17 protein-coding genes and 1 pseudogene are annotated in these 17,345 nt (G+C 31.5%); all 18 read right to left on the bottom strand.

Annotated features, from left to right (window positions below; all coding sequences use genetic code 11):
• Nucleotides 1-65: 65 nt before the first annotated feature.
• Entirely contained in the window at nucleotides 66-4,388 is a 4,323-nt protein-coding gene (locus tag ACESR5_RS06160; protein ID WP_373154711.1) for a PolC-type DNA polymerase III, read from the bottom strand.
• Between the two features lie 40 nt (nucleotides 4,389-4,428).
• Nucleotides 4,429-5,511 (bottom strand): RIP metalloprotease, encoded by a 1,083-nt coding sequence (locus tag ACESR5_RS06165; protein WP_373154712.1) that lies wholly within the window; start codon nucleotides 5,509-5,511, stop codon nucleotides 4,429-4,431.
• Nucleotides 5,512-6,663: a 1-deoxy-D-xylulose-5-phosphate reductoisomerase gene (locus ACESR5_RS06170; protein ID WP_087244066.1), complete on the bottom strand. Its 1,152-nt coding sequence runs from the start codon at nucleotides 6,661-6,663 to the stop codon at nucleotides 5,512-5,514. It lies immediately after the preceding gene.
• Nucleotide 6,664: 1 nt separating this feature from the next.
• Nucleotides 6,665-7,453 carry a phosphatidate cytidylyltransferase gene (locus ACESR5_RS06175; protein WP_373154713.1) on the bottom strand — a complete coding sequence of 263 codons (789 nt, stop codon included), beginning with the start codon at nucleotides 7,451-7,453 and terminating at the stop codon, nucleotides 6,665-6,667.
• Nucleotides 7,450-8,199, bottom strand: coding sequence for an isoprenyl transferase (locus ACESR5_RS06180; RefSeq protein WP_087296605.1), 750 nt, complete (start codon nucleotides 8,197-8,199; stop codon nucleotides 7,450-7,452). Before ACESR5_RS06180 ends, ACESR5_RS06175 begins: the two co-directional genes overlap by 4 nt.
• Before the next feature lie 112 nt (nucleotides 8,200-8,311).
• Entirely contained in the window at nucleotides 8,312-8,857 is a 546-nt protein-coding gene (frr, locus tag ACESR5_RS06185; protein WP_087296606.1) for a ribosome recycling factor, read from the bottom strand.
• Nucleotides 8,851-9,579, bottom strand: a complete 729-nt coding sequence (gene pyrH, locus ACESR5_RS06190) for a UMP kinase (RefSeq protein ID WP_087244070.1) — start codon at nucleotides 9,577-9,579, stop codon at nucleotides 8,851-8,853. Before pyrH ends, frr begins: the two co-directional genes overlap by 7 nt.
• Nucleotides 9,580-9,641: 62 nt before the next feature.
• On the bottom strand, nucleotides 9,642-10,529 hold the full coding sequence (gene tsf / locus ACESR5_RS06195; RefSeq protein ID WP_087244071.1) for a translation elongation factor Ts: 888 nt from the start codon (nucleotides 10,527-10,529) through the stop codon (nucleotides 9,642-9,644).
• A gap of 188 nt (nucleotides 10,530-10,717) precedes the next feature.
• A pseudogene (rpsB, locus tag ACESR5_RS06200) lies at nucleotides 10,718-11,455 on the bottom strand (30S ribosomal protein S2); the annotation flags it as partial.
• 155 nt (nucleotides 11,456-11,610) lie between these two features.
• Nucleotides 11,611-12,276, bottom strand: coding sequence for a site-2 protease family protein (locus ACESR5_RS06205; RefSeq protein WP_373154714.1), 666 nt, complete (start codon nucleotides 12,274-12,276; stop codon nucleotides 11,611-11,613).
• A 58-nt stretch (nucleotides 12,277-12,334) separates the two neighbouring features.
• Nucleotides 12,335-12,922, bottom strand: coding sequence for a M23 family metallopeptidase (locus ACESR5_RS06210; protein ID WP_087296608.1), 588 nt, complete (start codon nucleotides 12,920-12,922; stop codon nucleotides 12,335-12,337).
• A 44-nt stretch (nucleotides 12,923-12,966) separates the two neighbouring features.
• On the bottom strand, nucleotides 12,967-13,743 hold the full coding sequence (minD, locus tag ACESR5_RS06215) for a septum site-determining protein MinD (protein ID WP_087244074.1): 777 nt from the start codon (nucleotides 13,741-13,743) through the stop codon (nucleotides 12,967-12,969).
• Entirely contained in the window at nucleotides 13,712-14,302 is a 591-nt protein-coding gene (locus tag ACESR5_RS06220; RefSeq protein WP_087304209.1) for a hypothetical protein, read from the bottom strand. The genes minD and ACESR5_RS06220 overlap by 32 nt, the downstream gene beginning before the upstream one ends.
• Entirely contained in the window at nucleotides 14,302-14,823 is a 522-nt protein-coding gene (locus ACESR5_RS06225) for a rod shape-determining protein MreD (RefSeq protein WP_087244076.1), read from the bottom strand. The genes ACESR5_RS06220 and ACESR5_RS06225 overlap by 1 nt, the downstream gene beginning before the upstream one ends.
• Entirely contained in the window at nucleotides 14,820-15,677 is an 858-nt protein-coding gene (mreC, locus tag ACESR5_RS06230) for a rod shape-determining protein MreC (RefSeq protein WP_087296610.1), read from the bottom strand. Before mreC ends, ACESR5_RS06225 begins: the two co-directional genes overlap by 4 nt.
• Nucleotides 15,678-15,773: 96 nt before the next feature.
• Entirely contained in the window at nucleotides 15,774-16,451 is a 678-nt protein-coding gene (radC, locus tag ACESR5_RS06235) for a DNA repair protein RadC (RefSeq protein WP_087244078.1), read from the bottom strand.
• Entirely contained in the window at nucleotides 16,448-16,804 is a 357-nt protein-coding gene (locus tag ACESR5_RS06240) for a hypothetical protein (protein ID WP_373154716.1), read from the bottom strand. The genes radC and ACESR5_RS06240 overlap by 4 nt, the downstream gene beginning before the upstream one ends.
• A gap of 68 nt (nucleotides 16,805-16,872) precedes the next feature.
• The gene (locus ACESR5_RS06245; protein WP_129737806.1) at nucleotides 16,873-17,055 is read right to left on the bottom strand and encodes a hypothetical protein; all 183 of its coding nucleotides are present in this window, start codon (nucleotides 17,053-17,055) and stop codon (nucleotides 16,873-16,875) included.
• Nucleotides 17,056-17,345: the final 290 nt, after the last annotated feature.

The following is a 17,345-nucleotide window of genomic DNA, read 5'->3' on the forward strand; positions in this document are numbered from 1 at the left end:
AATCACTGATTACTTTTATAATATAACATAATCAATCACAAAAAACAATGCTTTCATCACCATTTTTATGAGAAATCAAATAATGATAATTGATTCTCTTCAGACATATTTTCAAATGCCCCCAGTTTTGTTAGAAAATCAATTTGATTATTTGTTAATTTTGTACGTTTCATGACATCTTCTTTTGATAAGAATCTATTTTTCTGTCGTGCTTCAACAACACTATCACCAACGGATGTTCCTAAACCGTCAATAGAAACAAATGGTGGTAATAATGCCGAGTCATCATCTGGATCTATAATAAAGTTCTGCGAATCAGATTTTTCCAAAGAAATATTACTAAAATGCATTCCTCTTTCAAACATTTCTAAGGCGATTTCAAAAACAGAAATCAAAGCTTCTTCTTTATTTGAAATTTTGACTCCGTTTTGCTTATCATTTAAAATGCTCTGATATTTCGCATAGACAGCTTCCTTTCCTTGAATCATCGTTTCAATATCATAGGCATCACAACGTGTCGTGAAATAGACAGCATAATATTCTCTAGGATAATATAATTTCCACCAAGCAACACGTACGGCACTTAAAACATACGCAGCAGCATGAGCTTTAGGGAACATGTATTTGATTTTTTTACATGATTCAATATACCATGTTGGTACATCATGCTGACGCATTAGCTCTTCATATTTTTTCTCTGGAAAAACAACCGGTGATTTTCCTTTACGAACGCATTCCATAATATCAAAAGCATCTTTATTAGGTAGACCTTTTTCAATCAAATAAACCATAATATCATCACGACACCCAATAACTTCTTTTAGCGTACATGTTCCTGAACTAATCAGTGTTTCAGCGTTTCCAAGGTAAACATCTGTTCCATGAGATAGCCCTGATAAAATAACCAAATCACTAAATGAAGTTGGATGCGTCTGTTCAAGCATCCCACGTACAAACTTAGTACCAAACTCAGGCAATCCAAGTGCTCCCGTTTTACAATTTAAATAACTCAAATCAATGCCTAATGCTTCTGTCGAATTAAATAAACTCATGACTTTTGGATCATTGGTTGGAATATCCTTAGGATTAACGCCAGTTAAATCTTGCAGCATTCTAATAACGGTTGGATCAACATGTCCTAAAATATCAAATTTTAATACATTATCATGAATGGCATGGAAGTCAAAATGCGTTGTTTTCCATTCCGCAGATAAATCATCAGCAGGATATTGATATGGTGTAAAATCAAAGACATCCATATTTTCAGGAATAACAATGATTCCTCCTGGATGCTGACCAGTTGTACGTTTTACACCCGTACATCCTTTAGCAATTCTTTCCAGTTCAGCCTGACGCATAGTATTTTCTTTTCCCATTAACTCTGCATAACCTTTTGCATAACCATAAGCTGTTTTTTCAGCTACAGTTGAGATTGTACCGGCACGATAGACATGACTTTCACCAAAAATTTCTTTTGTATAAGCATGAGCCGTTGGCTGATAATCACCTGAGAAGTTCAAATCAATATCCGGTACTTTATCAGCATTAAATCCCAAGAATGTTTCAAATGGAATGTTATGTCCATCACCTTTTAAAGGATGTCCACATTTTGGACATTTTTTATCAGGAAGATCATAACCATTAGCAATATACCCTTCCGGTAAAAACTCATTATATTGACAATGTGGGCAATAATAATGCGGAGGTAAAGGATTAACTTCTGAAATATTAGCCATTGTCGCAACAAATGACGACCCTACTGATCCTCGACTTCCTACAAGATAGCCTGCCTCGTTAGATTTTTTAACAAGCTTATGTGCAATATAATAGATAACTCCAAAACCATGTTTAATGATATTATCTAATTCCTTTGTTAAACGCTTTTCAACAATATCAGGTAGGACTTCTCCATATTGTTTATGCGCATTATCAAAACATAATTGACGTAAATTTTCATCAGCATTATCAATATGAGGTGTAAATAATTTATCATGAACAACATGGAAGGAACCATCAATCATATCTGCAATTTTATTTGTATTTTCAATAACATATTCATACTTTTCATCTTCACTTAAATAAGAAAGACTATCCATCATTTCCTGAGTTGTACGTAAATACTCATCAGGTATCCAGGCTGTAGGATTATTACGATCTGTCAATGGATGCAAAGCTCCACCTAATCCAATCTTAGGATTGCATGTAAAAACATCTCGGAAAATTTTATCTTTTTGATCTAAATAATGAACATCACCAGTCGCAACAATCAATTTTCCCATTTCTTTTGCAGTATCTACAATACGACGCAAAATACGAGTGAGATCTTCCATCGTATCAACACGGCCTCTTTCAACAAAATATTGGCATATATCTAATGGAAGAATTTCAATATAATCATAAAAAGACATCGCTTTTTTTAATTCATCAAGACTTCTTGTCATTGCAAGATCAAAAATTTCTGAGTTATAGCACCCACTACCAAATAATAAACCTTCACGATAAAACTCTAAACGTTCTCGTGGAATACGTGATGTTTTTTCAAAATAAGTTGTATTCGCTTCAGAAACAAGTTTAAACATATTTTTTAAACCTGTTTTATCTTTAGCAAGAACACACATGTGTTTAGGACGAACAATCTTATATGCCTGTGGACATTCCATTTTATTCATATCCAATACATTATAATAACCTTGTTGCATCAAATCATGTAACATCATATTAAAAACACCAGCTAAAACTTCAGCATCATAATCAGCACGATGGGCATCATCACCATCATAAGGAATACGATAATGTCTGGCAACATTACCTAAACGATATCCTTTCAAATCTGGTAAAAGTTTCCACGCTAAAGTTAATGAGTCAATAGCTGGATTCTTTAATTTCTGATATCCATATCGTGTTAAGATTTCATTTAAAAATCCAACATCAAAAGTTGCATTATGAGCCACAATAACATCATCACCAAAGAAGTCTAAAATTTTCGGTATAAATTCTTCAATTGAAGGTGCATTTTTAACATCTTCATTTGTAATATGTGTTAAATTGGTAATCTTCTGTGAGATACGTTTATGAGGTTTAATAAGGCTTTGAATACGATCAATTTCCTGTCCATTTTTTATTTTAACCGCACCAAATTCAGTAATATCATCATCCATAACAGATAATCCAGTTGTTTCAAGGTCAAAAGATACAAATGTTAAATCTTTTAATGTTTTGTCTGTTTCATTATAAACAACTGTAAATTCTGGATCAATCATATACATTTCGACCCCATAAATCATTTTGATCTTATGTTTCTGACTTGCTGTTTGTGCCTCTGGAAATGATTGAACATTTCCATGATCAGTAACAGCTATAGCCTGATGTCCCCAATAAGCAGCTCTTTCGATATACTCAGAAATACTGCCAATTCCATCCATTGATGACATCTTTGAATGCACATGTAATTCAACACGTTTTTTTTCAGACTGATCTTGACGTATTTTAGGTGAAGGAATGACTTCTACTTCTCGAGCCACAATAACAGTATCTTTCATATATGTATCATATTCGACATTTCCTTTTACACGTACCCAAACATTACCTTTTTTGACTTTATTCATCTCTTCAACACTGTTGCCACCTTTATTTTCAAAACGTTTAACAACAATACTGTTGGTATAATCAGTCACATATAATGATTGAATTGTTTTTCCTGATTTGACTTTCTTAGATTCTTCTTTAAAAACATAGCCTTGAATCATCACTTCTTTGACCGTGTCATCAATTTCATCAATTGTTAATGAAAAATAATCTTTTTTATATCCTTGATACTTTGGTTTATTTTCTTTTTTGGGAGCTTCACTAACCTGATCAAATGTTTTCATATCAACTTGAACTTCATTTAAAGCATCCATTTCCTCTTGGATGGATTGATATGTTTGATTATTTTGATCAATAAAAGCATGAAAACCAATTTGCATTCCAAATTTATTAAAATACTTATCAAAAATTTTATATAATTTCTCTAGCTGATTGAGTTGAATATCATTAATAACCTCAATTTCAAGAGTATTATTTTCAAAAGATAATAAATCTTCTTTAATAAAATCAATTTGTGGAAAACGATGTTTTAATCCATCAAAAATAAATAGAGCATATTCTTTAACGTCTTGAGGAGTATATGAAGATGCCCAATCAAAAAGAAATTCACATGGATAAGGAAATTCTTTTTTAGCTGCGAATAATAATCTGATTTCTGTTAATGGCACAATATGTGATGCACCAATATAAAATGTATAAGAGTTATCTTTATGTACAATCACACGCTCAATATAAGCATGTTTCAAAGCAGAAACTTCGTTTTCAAGATGAAGCTGCTGTAATAATATAAGCATTTTATCCATCCAATAAACCTCCTATAGCAAAAAGGGATAAAAATCCCTTTTATTGAAATATTCTTAAAACATCTTGATATGTGACAAAAATCATTAATAACATAACCAATCCTAATCCACAAAGCTGCAAAGCAATCTTGATTTTTTCAGGCAATTCTCTTCCAATAACCTTTTCAATTAATGCAAAAATAACCTGACATCCATCCAAACCAGGAATTGGCAATAAGTTAAAGATACCTACATTGACTGAAAGCAAAGCCAATAAATTTAAAATGTAAGTAATCTGCCCAGTTTGTGTGACCTGCGAAGTGACCTGATAAATCCCAACAGGCCCAGAAAGCTGTGTAACTGTTTCACTAAAACGAGTAATCAATTGACCAAGAGCCACAAAAATCGCAACACTCATTTCACCAATAGAAATAAACGTATATTGAATCGCTTCAGCTATATTCATAGAACGTGTTGCCTGATAAATTCCTAATTTATAAGCTTGTGATGACTGATCATATTTTAAAGTTGCCTGTAAATTTTTTGTCTGCCCATCACGATCCACTTTAATTTGAACATGGATTGTAGATGCGGTTGTCTGAAGATCTTTTTGAGTCAGTTGAATATCCCCAAAATTTGATACTAAAATAACTTGTCCTGTTTCATTAATCGTTAATTCTTGAATAATATCTCCAGTTTCTAATCCTGCCTGTTGAGCAGGAGAATTTTCTATAATTTGACCAACTTGAGCTGTTTGAACAGGTAACTGGCCACTCAGTGCATTAACACCAAATGTGACAACAAATGCCAATACAAAATTCATAAAGACTCCAGCTAAAAAGATAATCACTTTCTGATATGTTTTAATTCCTTTTAAAGTTCTTTCAATAGGAATATCTTTGAGTTCTTCTTCGTCACTCTGTTCTTCACCAGCCATAGAAACAAAGCCCCCAAAAGGCAAAGCACGAATTTCATATTCCGTTTCCTTACCTTTTTTAGACCATAATTTAGGACCAAATCCTATTGAAAAGTGTGAACAATAGACACCAAAAATTTTAGCAGCAATGAAATGTCCAAATTCATGAATAATAATGATTGAACCTAATATCAATAAAAATACTATGATAGTAATGATTGTCTGCATCTATATTTCTCCTACTCTTTCTTTTACAAAATTTCTTGCCCATTGATCAATTTCAATGAGTTGTTCTAAAGTTGGATGATCAATCCAATGATGCGCACGCATAGCTTCTTCAACATATTTTTCAATATCTAAAAATTCAATTTTTTTCTTTAAAAATAAAGTATTTGCCTGTTCATTTGCACCATTTAAAACACATGGCATTGAACCTCCTCTTCGCCCTGCTTCATAAGCCAAAGCTAATGCATGAAAACGATGAAAATCAGGTTTTTCAAAATGCAAAGTTCCCACTTCACTTAATGATAAACGTTTGCCACCCATTAATGGGAAACGATGCGGATAAGTTAAAGCATATTGAATAGGTAAACGCATGTCCGGTGTTCCAAGCTGTGCAATAACAGCAGTATCCTTATATTCAACCATGGAATGTATAATACTTTCTGGATGAATAAGAACTTCTATATCGTCATAATCAACATCAAAAAGCCATTTGGCTTCCATGACTTCAAGACCTTTATTAAATAAAGTCGCACTATCAATGGTAATCTTTGCACCCATAGACCAGTTTGGATGCTTAAGTGCATCTTCAACACTGACATGTGAAAGTTCAGATCTTGTTTTATCACGAAAACTTCCACCACTTGCTGTTAAAATAATTTTATTAATCTCTCCATGATATTCACCATTGATACATTGAAAAATAGCAGAGTGTTCACTATCTACAGGTAATAACTGTACCCCATATTCTTTTATCAGAGGAATAATCAAATGTCCAGCAACAACAAGTGTTTCTTTATTAGCCAAAGCAATATCTTTATGAGCTTTAATAGCATTCATTGTAGGAAGCAAACCAGCAAAACCAACAATTGCATTTAAAACAATATCAATTTCACTTAAAGTCGCAATACTTACCAAACCTTCCTGACCACAATAAAAATGAACATCTTTGTATTTTCTTTGAAGATAAAGCATATCTTCTTCATTTTGAACACAAATATGCTTAGCATGAATAACTGTCATTGTCTGTTCTAATAAATCAATATTTCGACCAGCACTCATGGCTACAATTTCAAACTCATCACGATGATGTTTCACAACATCAACAGTTTGTTGACCAATTGAACCGGTTACTCCTAAAACACAAATTTTCTTCATATTAAGCCACCACCATTGTTATAAAATGAATCAAAATACCAAAAACCATTGCATTAAAAAGAATTGAATCAAAACGATCTAAAATCCCACCATGACCAGGTAAAATCTGAGAAAAATCTTTGACTTCAAAAGTTCTTTTCATACTACTAAAAGTTAAATCACCAATTTGACTTGTCATTGTTAATATGAAACACATAATAATCAACCAGATTATGGGCATATCTATTTGAATATATGCACCGTATCCAGCAGAAAGAACAGTTCCTAAAAAGATTCCACCAATCGAACCTTCAATCGTTTTTTTAGGTGAAAGACGAGGATTTAATTTATGCTTTCCAAAACACACCCCTGTAAAATAAGCTCCTGTATCTGTACCAAAAGTAGCCAAAGCAAGAATTAAAATATATTCTAATCCATATGTTAAACGTAGTTGATAAAGCATATGTAATCCCATAGCAATTAAAACACCTGATGTAAAATAATAACACAATCTTAAAAAGTTCATACCTTCATCAAACATACTACATGCCATTAAAATAATCATATATAAAATAATAATTTCACTTGAAATCAGTAATGATTTTTCAAAATATAAAGAATAAAATACAAAGATAGCTACGATTGGATATAAATAAATATGAGCTTTAGGACGATTGCAGATAGAAAGCATTTCAAAAACAGCAATTCCTGCAACAATACCTATTAATGCCTTAAATGGTAAACCACCCCATATCACACATGGTAAAATAACAATAAGAAGAACAATAGCTGTAATAATACGTGTTTTCATTTTAAAACACCTCCAAATCTTCTTTCTCTACCTTGATATATCGCAATAGCATGATGCAATCTCTCTTCATCAAAATCAGGCCATAATGTCTCATCAAAAACAAATTCAGCATAAGCTAATTGCCAAAGTAAAAAATTTGATAAACGACATTCGCCACTACTTCTCACCATTAAATCAACAGGTGGAAGATCTTTTGTCATAAGATGTCTTTCAAAATAATCTTCTGTAATATCTTCTAAAGTAATATGACCATTTTTATATTGTTCGCAAATATCTTTTGTTGCTTCAATAATTTCATCACGACCACCATAAATAAAAGCAAATGTCAAAATCAACCCATGATTTTGTGCTGTTTGTGCAATTGCATCTTTAATGATTTTCTGTGTTTCTATTGGAGCCATTTCTAAATGACCAATATAACGAATTTGAACATCATTATCCATTAATTCCTTCAAATAAAGATTAAAAAATTCTTTAGGTAATTTAAAAATATATTCGACTTCACTGGCATCTCTTTTAAAATTTTCAGTAGAAAAAGCATAAACAGTCATAGCCTTTACACCAAGACGGTTTGCTTCTAAGGCTAAAGTACGAATTGTTTTTGTACCTTCATGATGTCCATATGTACGTGGCATTTTTCTTTTTTTTGCCCAGCGACCATTACCATCCATAATAAAAGCAATATGTTTAGGAATATTGGTCATATCTAAATCATAATCTATTTTTCTTTTTTTCTTAAAAAACATATCGTCACCTCATAATCTTTTTGTATTATAACATAAAAGGATTCAACATGCGAACTCTTATCTTAAAATATTCTACAAAAAAACTCCTACTTTTAAGCAGGAGTCTAAAAAACTAAACTGTCATTAAATCATTTTCTTTTTCTTTTGTTAATTGATCAATGATTTTAACATATTGATCAGTTAATTTTTGAACTTTCTCTTTACCTGATTTAACTTCATCTTCAGATAAATCAGCTTTTTCAACATCATCATTAGCATTTCTACGAATGTTACGTAAAGCCACTTTTGCATCTTCAGCATATTTTTTCGCTTGTTTTACGTATTCTCTTCTTGTTTCTTCAGTTAATGCTGGGACATTGATACGAATAATTTCACCATCATTTTGTGGTGTTAATCCTAAATTAGCTTCATAAATAGCATGTTCAATATCTTTTAAAATATTTTTATCATATGGTTTAACAACAAGTTGACGTCCTTCTACAACTGAAATACCAGCAGTTTGATTTAAAGGTGTCATTTCACCCCAGTAATTAACTTTTACTCTATCAAGCATAGTTGGATTGGCACGACCAGTTCTTACTGATGAAAGTTCGTGTTTAAAAGCTTCAATAGATTTCTCCATTTTTTCTTTAGTTTCTTCTAAAATTAAATCTAGCATGTTTCTTTCCCTCCTTTTGAAATAATTGTACCAATTGATTCACCATTACATGCACGTGCAATATTACCATCTTCTTGCATATTAAATACACAAAGATCGATACCATTGTCTTTACATAATGTAATTGCTGTTTGGTCCATGATATGTAAATCTTCATTTAATACATCTAAATATGTTATATGATCATATTTTTTAGCTTGTGGGTCGATTTTAGGATCAGCTGAATAAACACCATCAACACCATTTTTAGCCATTAAAATAACATCAGCATTCATTTCAGCAGCACGCAAAGCAGCAGTTGTATCAGTTGTAAAGAATGGACTACCAGTTCCTGCTCCAAAAATAACAATACGATTTTTTTCTAAATGACGTACCGCTCTTCTTCTAATATAAGGTTCTGCCACTTCTTTCATATCAATAGCTGATAATAAACGTGTATCCAAACCAATAGCTTCTAATGCATTTTGTAAAGCCATACCATTCATCACAGTTGCTAACATTCCCATATAGTCAGCAGCGGCTCTTTCCATACCCATATCACTACCAGTTTTACCACGCCAAATGTTTCCACCACCACAAACAATTGCAATTTCTACACCTAAATCTTTAGCATCTTTAATTTGTCTTGCAACATCTGCAACAACAACTGGATTAATTCCAAATCCCTGTTCACCAGCTAATGCTTCACCACTTAGCTTTAATAAAACTCTTTTGTACTTCATATGATCTCTCCTCCATTTTACAAGAAAAGGGCACAAAAAGTGTGTCCTTTCTATTTATATAATTATCCTCTCATTTGAGCAGCAACTTCTTCAGCAAAGTTTTCTTCACGTTTTTCCATTCCTTCACCAACTTCAAAACGTACCATTTCTAAAACTTTACCATTACCTAAGTATTGAGCTACTGTTTGATCAGAATCTTTAATGAATGCTTGATCAACTAAGCACATTTCTTTTAAGTTTTTGTTTAAACGCCCTTCAATCATTTTTTCAATAATATTTTCTGGTTTTGGTTTTGCACTCTTAGCATTTTCTTCCATAGCTTGAGCTTTTAAAACAGTTCTTTCATGTTCTAAAATTTCAGCTGGAATAGCTGTTCTATCAATATATTGTGGAGCAATTGCAGCAACTTGCATCGCAACATCTTTAGCTTTCACTTCATCAATACCAGAAGCTTTAACTAAAGCACACATTTTTCCACCCATATGAGAATATGCACCGAAGATTTCATCATCATTTTTAGTCATTACAGTAAATCTTCTTAAACTTAATTTCTCACCAATTTTACCACTTTTTTCAGCAATAACAGTTCCTAAATCTTTACCTTCAACATCTAATTGTAAAGCAGCTTCTACATCTTGAGGTTTTGCATTTACAATTGTTTTTGCTGTTAAAGCTACTAATTCCTGGAATTCAGCATTTTTAGCAACGAAGTCTGTTTCAGAGTTAACTTCAACGATTGCTGCAGCATTTCCATCAACAACAAAAGCAGTTAAACCTTCAGCAGCAATACGATCTGCTTTTTTTGCAGCTTTAGCAATTCCTTTTTCTCTTAACCAGTCAAAAGAAGCTTCTAAATCACCATTACAAGCTTCAAGTGCTTTTTTACAATCCATCATTCCAGCACCAGTTTTTTCACGTAATTCTTTTACTAATTTTGCACTAATAGCCATTTTTTTCTCCTCCATCTTTTTTATAAAAAAAGGAAAGCATAAGCTTCCCCTCTTATTAACTATGCTTCAGTTTTTTCTTCTTTAACTTCAGCTGGTTTGCTTACTTCAGCAGGTTTGTTATTTTTAGGACGTCCAGCATTTTTGTATCTAGGTCCTTTTTGTTTGTTTTCTTCTACAGAAGCAACAGCATCATTCATTGATACTTCTTTATCATCTTCATCTTTTACATAGGCAACTGTTACTGGTTCACCTTTTGCTTCACATACTGCATCTGCCATAGCAGCTACAATTAATTTAACAGCTCTAATAGCATCATCATTAGCAGGGATTACATAATCCACTTCATCAGGATCACAGTTTGTATCAACGATACCAAATACAGGGATACCTAAGATTCTTGCTTCTGCAACTGCGTTATGTTCAACTTTAGGATCTACTACAAATAAAGCATTTGGTAATCTTCTCATTTCTTTAATACCACCTAAGTTCTTTTCTAACTTAGCTTTTTCTTTCATAAGAAGAACTGCTTCTTTTTTAGTGAATAATTCTAAAGTTCCATCTTCTTCCATTTTTTCTAATTCTTTTAATCTTCTAATTCTCTTTTGGATAGTTTTGAAGTTAGTTAATGTTCCACCTAACCAACGAGAATTTACATAGAAACTTCCAGATCTTTCAGCTTCAGTTTGAACAGCTTCTTGAGCTTGTTTTTTAGTTCCTACAAATAAAACTTTTCCACCTTTAGCAACGATATCCATTAAAGCTGCATAAGCTTCATCAATTTTATCAGATGATTTCTTTAAATCAATGATATAAATACCGTTTCTAGCTGTGAAAATGTATGGAGCCATTTTTGGATTCCATCTTTTTGTTTGATGTCCAAAATGAACACCAACTTCTAATAATTTTTTCATTGAAATTACTGCCATTGTAACTTCCTCCCTTTCGTTTTTTCCTCCATTGTTTCTAACATAAACCACCATGAACAGGCACTCGATTTATGAATTCACAATGTGTGTATTTTCAATACCCGTTGTATAATACCATAACACGTCCAAAAAAACAAGATAATTTCCTATATTTTTCATTTTTTTATACTTTTTAAAAGCTCTGGTACCATTTCTTTTTCATCTCTCATTTTTTGATCAATAACATAATAATTATGATAACCTCTTCGATATATTATACGATCATGAACAAGAGGTGGTCGTTGATTAGAAAAAGATGGTATCCTTCCATAATATGTCCTTAAATAAATAAAAATAAACCTATAAAAACAACATAGCTGATAAAAAAGATAGCATAAAATGACAACAGTATTCATTTGTAAATAAAACAAGAAAAGCAAACAATATACAAAAATAGATATTTTTAAAGTCAAAAATAAAGACTTTTTTAGATCCATAATACTTTGTAAAAGTAAGCTTAGAAATCTACCACCATCCAAAGGATAGATAGGTAAAAGATTAAAACACAAAACAAACATATTCATTGTTAATAAAAAGTCCCGATAAACACCATGACTTAACATTTGAATTCCTGTATAAATAAACAAATGACTACATGGTCCAGCTAAAACAACACACATTTCTTTCCAGATAGATTGAAAATAAAAATCTTTTAAATACAAATAAGCTCCAAATGGAAGCAATTCTATCTTTTTAATTTGAAAATGAAAATAATATGCCATCAAGAGATGGCATATTTCATGTAAACAAACAATCAATAAAGTTGAAAGATACCATTTCAAATATCCTCCCAGCCATGAAAAAAGAAAATAAACAAGCGTAATTGGGTGGATAGAAAGTTTATGATATAAGCTCTTCAAATGTTGAATAATCAATTTCCTGTTCACCTTGAGTAAAAACAATCATAACCTGATCTTCATATGTTCCCAATATAGTTGATTCTTCAACCTGGTCATACATACTTACAAAAACATCCTGCATATTTCCAAATGTCACTTCTATGTTATTTTCTAAAAGAATCGTTACATATTTTCCTAATAAATTCTGTTCTCCCACATAGATGACACGTCCCTTGCCAAAATTCAATACTTCGTTAGACTGATTCGTATAATAATTATCTTTGATATGTGTATAATTCATCTTTGATGAAACAGTTGCAGTTTCCTCTTGTCCTTGAAAAGACAAAAAATGCTGGTTAATCCATGATGTGACTTTTGAAAACTGCAAATCATTTAATACGTAATCTTTAATATAATCTCCATTAGGACTAACCTTAACATATGCACAAATAGCAATTCCCACAAGTAAAGCAACCATTGCTTTAATCATACCATTATAAATTCTAGAAAAATGACGATCAGTTAAGACAGGATGACGATGTGCCCTTCTCTTCTCCATTCTCCTTCTAATTTCATCAATATCATTCACAAGTTTTCACCTCATTTTAACTTATGAAAGAAAACAAAAAAATATTATCTAAAAAGACGTTCCAGTAGAGGTTTTCTTTTATTTTTTTGAAAAGGAATCTCCTGCCCCTCTAATCGTTTGACAATACGATCAAAACATCGATAAATATTTTCTTTTTTATTCATATAAATAGGCATTCCTTTATTGTTAGCCTCAATCATATCATGTTCTTCATAAACAATTCCAATCAATGGAATTGACAAAATATCGTAGGCTTCTTTAAGTGAAGGACAACGCCCTTTCAAAACATCTGATTCATTATATTTATTGACAAGCATATGTAATTGATCAACACCCTGTTTCAACAATAAGCCTACAACACGATCAGCATCACGTAAAGAAACAGTATCTAGATTGACAACGATAATAGCTTCTTTTGACAAACTACTGGCATATTGAAACCCTTTTTCAATACCAGCAGGACTATCAATCAATATATAATCAAATTCCTGTTTTAACTGTTCTACCATATTGATCATATAATCTAAATTTAAATTTTCAAAAGAAAGTGATTTGCACGCAGGCAATAAATATAAAGATTGCATACGTTTATCTTTAACTAAAATCTGTTGTAAAGAACATTTATTTGAAATAACATCTTTCAAATCAAAAATCACTCTATTTTCTAATCCTAACATGACATCTAAGTTTTTCAAACCAAAATCCGCATCTATTAAACATACTTTTTTATTCATATTGGCTAATGCATAACCCAAATTAATGGTCATACTACTTTTTCCAACACCACCTTTACCCGACGTAATGACTATAGTTCGACACATAATTTTCCTCCTTCGTCAAAATAATCTGGTTATCTTTATAATAAACGCTTGTGAGTGCAGAAGTTGTCAAATCATGTAATGTCTGTTGATTAATTATAATTTGAGCATTTTGAAAATCATGTCCAAATATACGTACATCTTCATTCATTGCGACAATAGTTCCTTTGACTGTATTAAGAAAATAAACATTCTGATAACAATAAACATAACTTCCTGGATTTACGATTCCTAAAAACAATGTTTCATGATCAATGATAATTTCTTCACCATTGTGAAGTTGTTCTTTTCTGATATGGACCTGATGAGGTTGTTGATGATATGTCATACCATCAAATAAAACCTTTTCTTTTTGCATCAGTAAATCCATCAAAGAATGAACTTCATCAATTGCTAAAACTCGACAGCCAAAATCAAAAAAAGCTCTTGGATAGTACCCCTCCTGTTGAAATAGGGGTTGCTCCAAAAGCTGATTCAAATCATCTAAAAACTGCTGAAATGTACAATTCTCATTGACTTTCATAACCAGTATTCCATTAATTCCTTTGACTTCAATATTCATTATTTCACCTCAATTTTCACTTTATTGTAGATCCAATAAATGATAACTGATAAAACAGCATTCAAAAGTAGTGTTGGTAATAATTGCATAACTACAAATGAAACCATTGGATATCTTGTCATATTGGTAATCCACATCAACCAATATACAATACATTCCTGGGCGAATATTGTCAAAACACAAAAAATTGTAGATTCAACAATATTTAATGTGTCTAATTTAAACAAATATGAACGAACAAAGGCGATTAAACAATAAATAAGAATATATATGGCTAAAGAATTTGCATAGACAACAGAATAATAAAGACCACATATGGTTGCAAAGAAATAACGTTCTGCACCGTCTATTGTTCTCACTAATAAAGCAAACATCATTAAACCTAAGTATGGTGTGATGGTTATTCCGGTTTTAGTGAAATTATAGGGCAAGAAATAATGAATTGTACTATCGACTACAAAACATAAAAAAACGACTAAAAAACATTTGACTAGATAGCTATCTTGGACACGTTTTCTCATTCGTCATTCACCCTTTGAACAACAGCAACATCATTAAGAGCGTCAAAATCCACACTAGGTGTGACATCACAAACAGACTCAGTTGCATCATCACCAGTCGCATAATTTTCTACTGTTCCAACTAAAATACCTTTTGGACTCTTTCCTTTTCCACCTAGACCACTTGTTACAACCTTAGCATCTTTTTCAATTGTTTCAACATCACTTAGCAAAGTAATAGAATATTTATGCGTATTAATATTATAACGATTTAATAATCCATAGTATTCCTCATCACCACTTAAAATCATAACTGGCAATTGTGACTTGGATGTTTCACTTGATAATAAAGTGACTGTTGAAGAAATTTCACTGACACTTGTAATTGTCCCAATCATTCCCTGAGCATTGACTACTGCCATACCTTCCTGTACACCAGAAATTTTCCCTAAATTAATAGTGACCTGATTATTCCAGTTTTGAGCATCTCTAGCAATCACATTTGTATATTTTACCTGATATTCAGTAGGTAGATGATCAATATCCATAATTTCTTTTAAATCATTTAATTCATTTGTTAAAACTTCATTCATTGCACTCTCACGAGCCAAATTATCTAATTGTTCCTTGAGCTTTGCATTTTCTTCATAAACATCTTTTAAATCATTATATTCTTCAAATAATCCTGTTACATATTGAATAGGCGCTTTAATAATATAATATTCTAAATTTGCAATTGTATCTTTAAAAATAATTTCTATACTTGAAGCAGAACGACTGGTTACAAGTGTTAATACTGAAAATGAAACCAGTACAACTGTTATAATAACGATTCTTCTTTTTTGTTTTGTCCATTTATTACCTTTTCTATACAAAGATACCACCTCTTATCATTCATACATTATAATATCTCAATATAAAAAAAGCAATTCGTAAAAAACAATTTATCAAATTCCTATATTTTCACATCTTTATTCATAAAAAAACAATTGTTTTGCCATAATACTATAAAATTGATTCCACCCAACCACAATATGATCTATGACTTCAATTGACATCATTTGTCCTAATTTTTGAAACTGTTCTGTCATAAGCAAGTCTTCTTCACTAGGCAATGCATCTCCACTTGGATGGTTGTGTACTAAAACAATTTTTGCACTGCTTATAGCGATAGCTTCTTTAAAGACTTCTCTAGGCGTGACAACACTCATATTTAATGAGCCAATAAAAATGGTTTTTTCTTTGATGACTTTATTTTTATTATCTAAACAGAGCAACAGGAAATGTTCTTGCTTCAAAAACATCAACTGGTTATGTACTCTTCCAAAAATATCATAAGGATTGAGTAATGGCTTCTCTATTGATGAAACATCTTTTAATCTTTTAGCAATTTCTATAATACTCAATATTTCAATTGCTTTTGCTTGCTTAATTCCCTTCAAAGCAATCAAATCTGCATAAGTAACCGTCGATAGATTTGCAAAACCTCCAATTTCCGTTAATAGACGTTGTGACAATTGAATCACCGATTCATTTTTATGCCCAGTTCTTAATATCAGTGCCAATAATTCTACATTATTCAATGTTTCAATACCATATGTTAATGCTTTTTCACGTGGATTTTCTTCTAATGGTAATGTCTTAATCATAGATCATCACCTTTCGATAAAGAATCCAATAACATTTCATTTGTTGTAGATGTTGGCACAATATAAGTTTTCATGATTCCTTTTACTTGTGTAGCATGTTTTTCTATATCTTCTTTTTTTTCACTAATCATTGATAATACATAATATTGATCATTTTTTGTATAGGTATATCCTTCGATTCCCATTTCTTTCAATTCAGCTAATTTTTCATCTTTATTACTTGCTTCCTTATAAATACCAACCTGATATGCATAAAGTGTTTTTTGTCCTAGAGAGCATCCATATGTAAAAATAAACATAAATACCAAAGAACAAACAACTGCAAAAATAACAACTTTCCATTCAAATTTCATTTTAATCACCCTTTCTAATCTATGCTATAACATATAAAAATATGAAAGGCAAATTGCCTTTCATATTACTAATCTCTCCATTCAATACTGATGAGTCTTGGAATTGAAATTCTTCCCTTCTTCGATTTAATAATTTTATACGCTGCAGCACCTAATATCAAATAAAGTAATGCAGTCGCAATTAAACCTCCACCTTGAATTTCACATTGCTGTTGTACGGTTAATTCTTTCATGCTGACCCTTCCTTTCATCAGTAGCCCCTAATTATTATATATACATTTTTTTCAATTTTTTCTTCTTAAAAACGAAAAAAAGTGAAATTTTTCAATTTCACTTCAGGCTGTTGACAAAGTAAAAAAGTCAACAGCTTTTAGTTTTCAAATGAAAGAATATATGGTATTATATCCATTGTCGTGGATGACTTCTTTCCAAATACGCAAATTTTGAGGCTCCACGACCTTTTATTTTATCATCATGTCATGAAAATATGATATAATGTAAGTGCGTATTTGGAGGTAAAATATTATGGCAATGACATGTT

This window comes from Clostridium sp. AUH-JLR23 (assembly GCF_964238065.1).
GTDB classification, from domain to species: Bacteria; Bacillota_I; Bacilli_A; order Erysipelotrichales; family Coprobacillaceae; genus Allocoprobacillus; species Allocoprobacillus merdigallinarum.

Coding starts and splice junctions, on each gene's coding strand:
- ACESR5_RS06160 (WP_373154711.1), bottom strand. CDS start 4,388: ATGGATAAAATGCTTATATTATTACAGCAGCTTCATCTTGAAAACGAA.
- ACESR5_RS06165 (WP_373154712.1), bottom strand. CDS start 5,511: ATGCAGACAATCATTACTATCATAGTATTTTTATTGATATTAGGTTCA.
- ACESR5_RS06170 (WP_087244066.1), bottom strand. CDS start 6,663: ATGAAGAAAATTTGTGTTTTAGGAGTAACCGGTTCAATTGGTCAACAA.
- ACESR5_RS06175 (WP_373154713.1), bottom strand. CDS start 7,453: ATGAAAACACGTATTATTACAGCTATTGTTCTTCTTATTGTTATTTTA.
- ACESR5_RS06180 (WP_087296605.1), bottom strand. CDS start 8,199: ATGTTTTTTAAGAAAAAAAGAAAAATAGATTATGATTTAGATATGACC.
- frr (WP_087296606.1), bottom strand. CDS start 8,857: ATGCTAGATTTAATTTTAGAAGAAACTAAAGAAAAAATGGAGAAATCT.
- pyrH (WP_087244070.1), bottom strand. CDS start 9,579: ATGAAGTACAAAAGAGTTTTATTAAAGCTAAGTGGTGAAGCATTAGCT.
- tsf (WP_087244071.1), bottom strand. CDS start 10,529: ATGGCTATTAGTGCAAAATTAGTAAAAGAATTACGTGAAAAAACTGGT.
- minD (WP_087244074.1), bottom strand. CDS start 13,743: ATGTGTCGAACTATAGTCATTACGTCGGGTAAAGGTGGTGTTGGAAAA.
- ACESR5_RS06220 (WP_087304209.1), bottom strand. CDS start 14,302: ATGAATATTGAAGTCAAAGGAATTAATGGAATACTGGTTATGAAAGTC.
- ACESR5_RS06225 (WP_087244076.1), bottom strand. CDS start 14,823: ATGAGAAAACGTGTCCAAGATAGCTATCTAGTCAAATGTTTTTTAGTC.
- radC (WP_087244078.1), bottom strand. CDS start 16,451: ATGATTAAGACATTACCATTAGAAGAAAATCCACGTGAAAAAGCATTA.
- ACESR5_RS06240 (WP_373154716.1), bottom strand. CDS start 16,804: ATGAAATTTGAATGGAAAGTTGTTATTTTTGCAGTTGTTTGTTCTTTG.
- ACESR5_RS06245 (WP_129737806.1), bottom strand. CDS start 17,055: ATGAAAGGAAGGGTCAGCATGAAAGAATTAACCGTACAACAGCAATGT.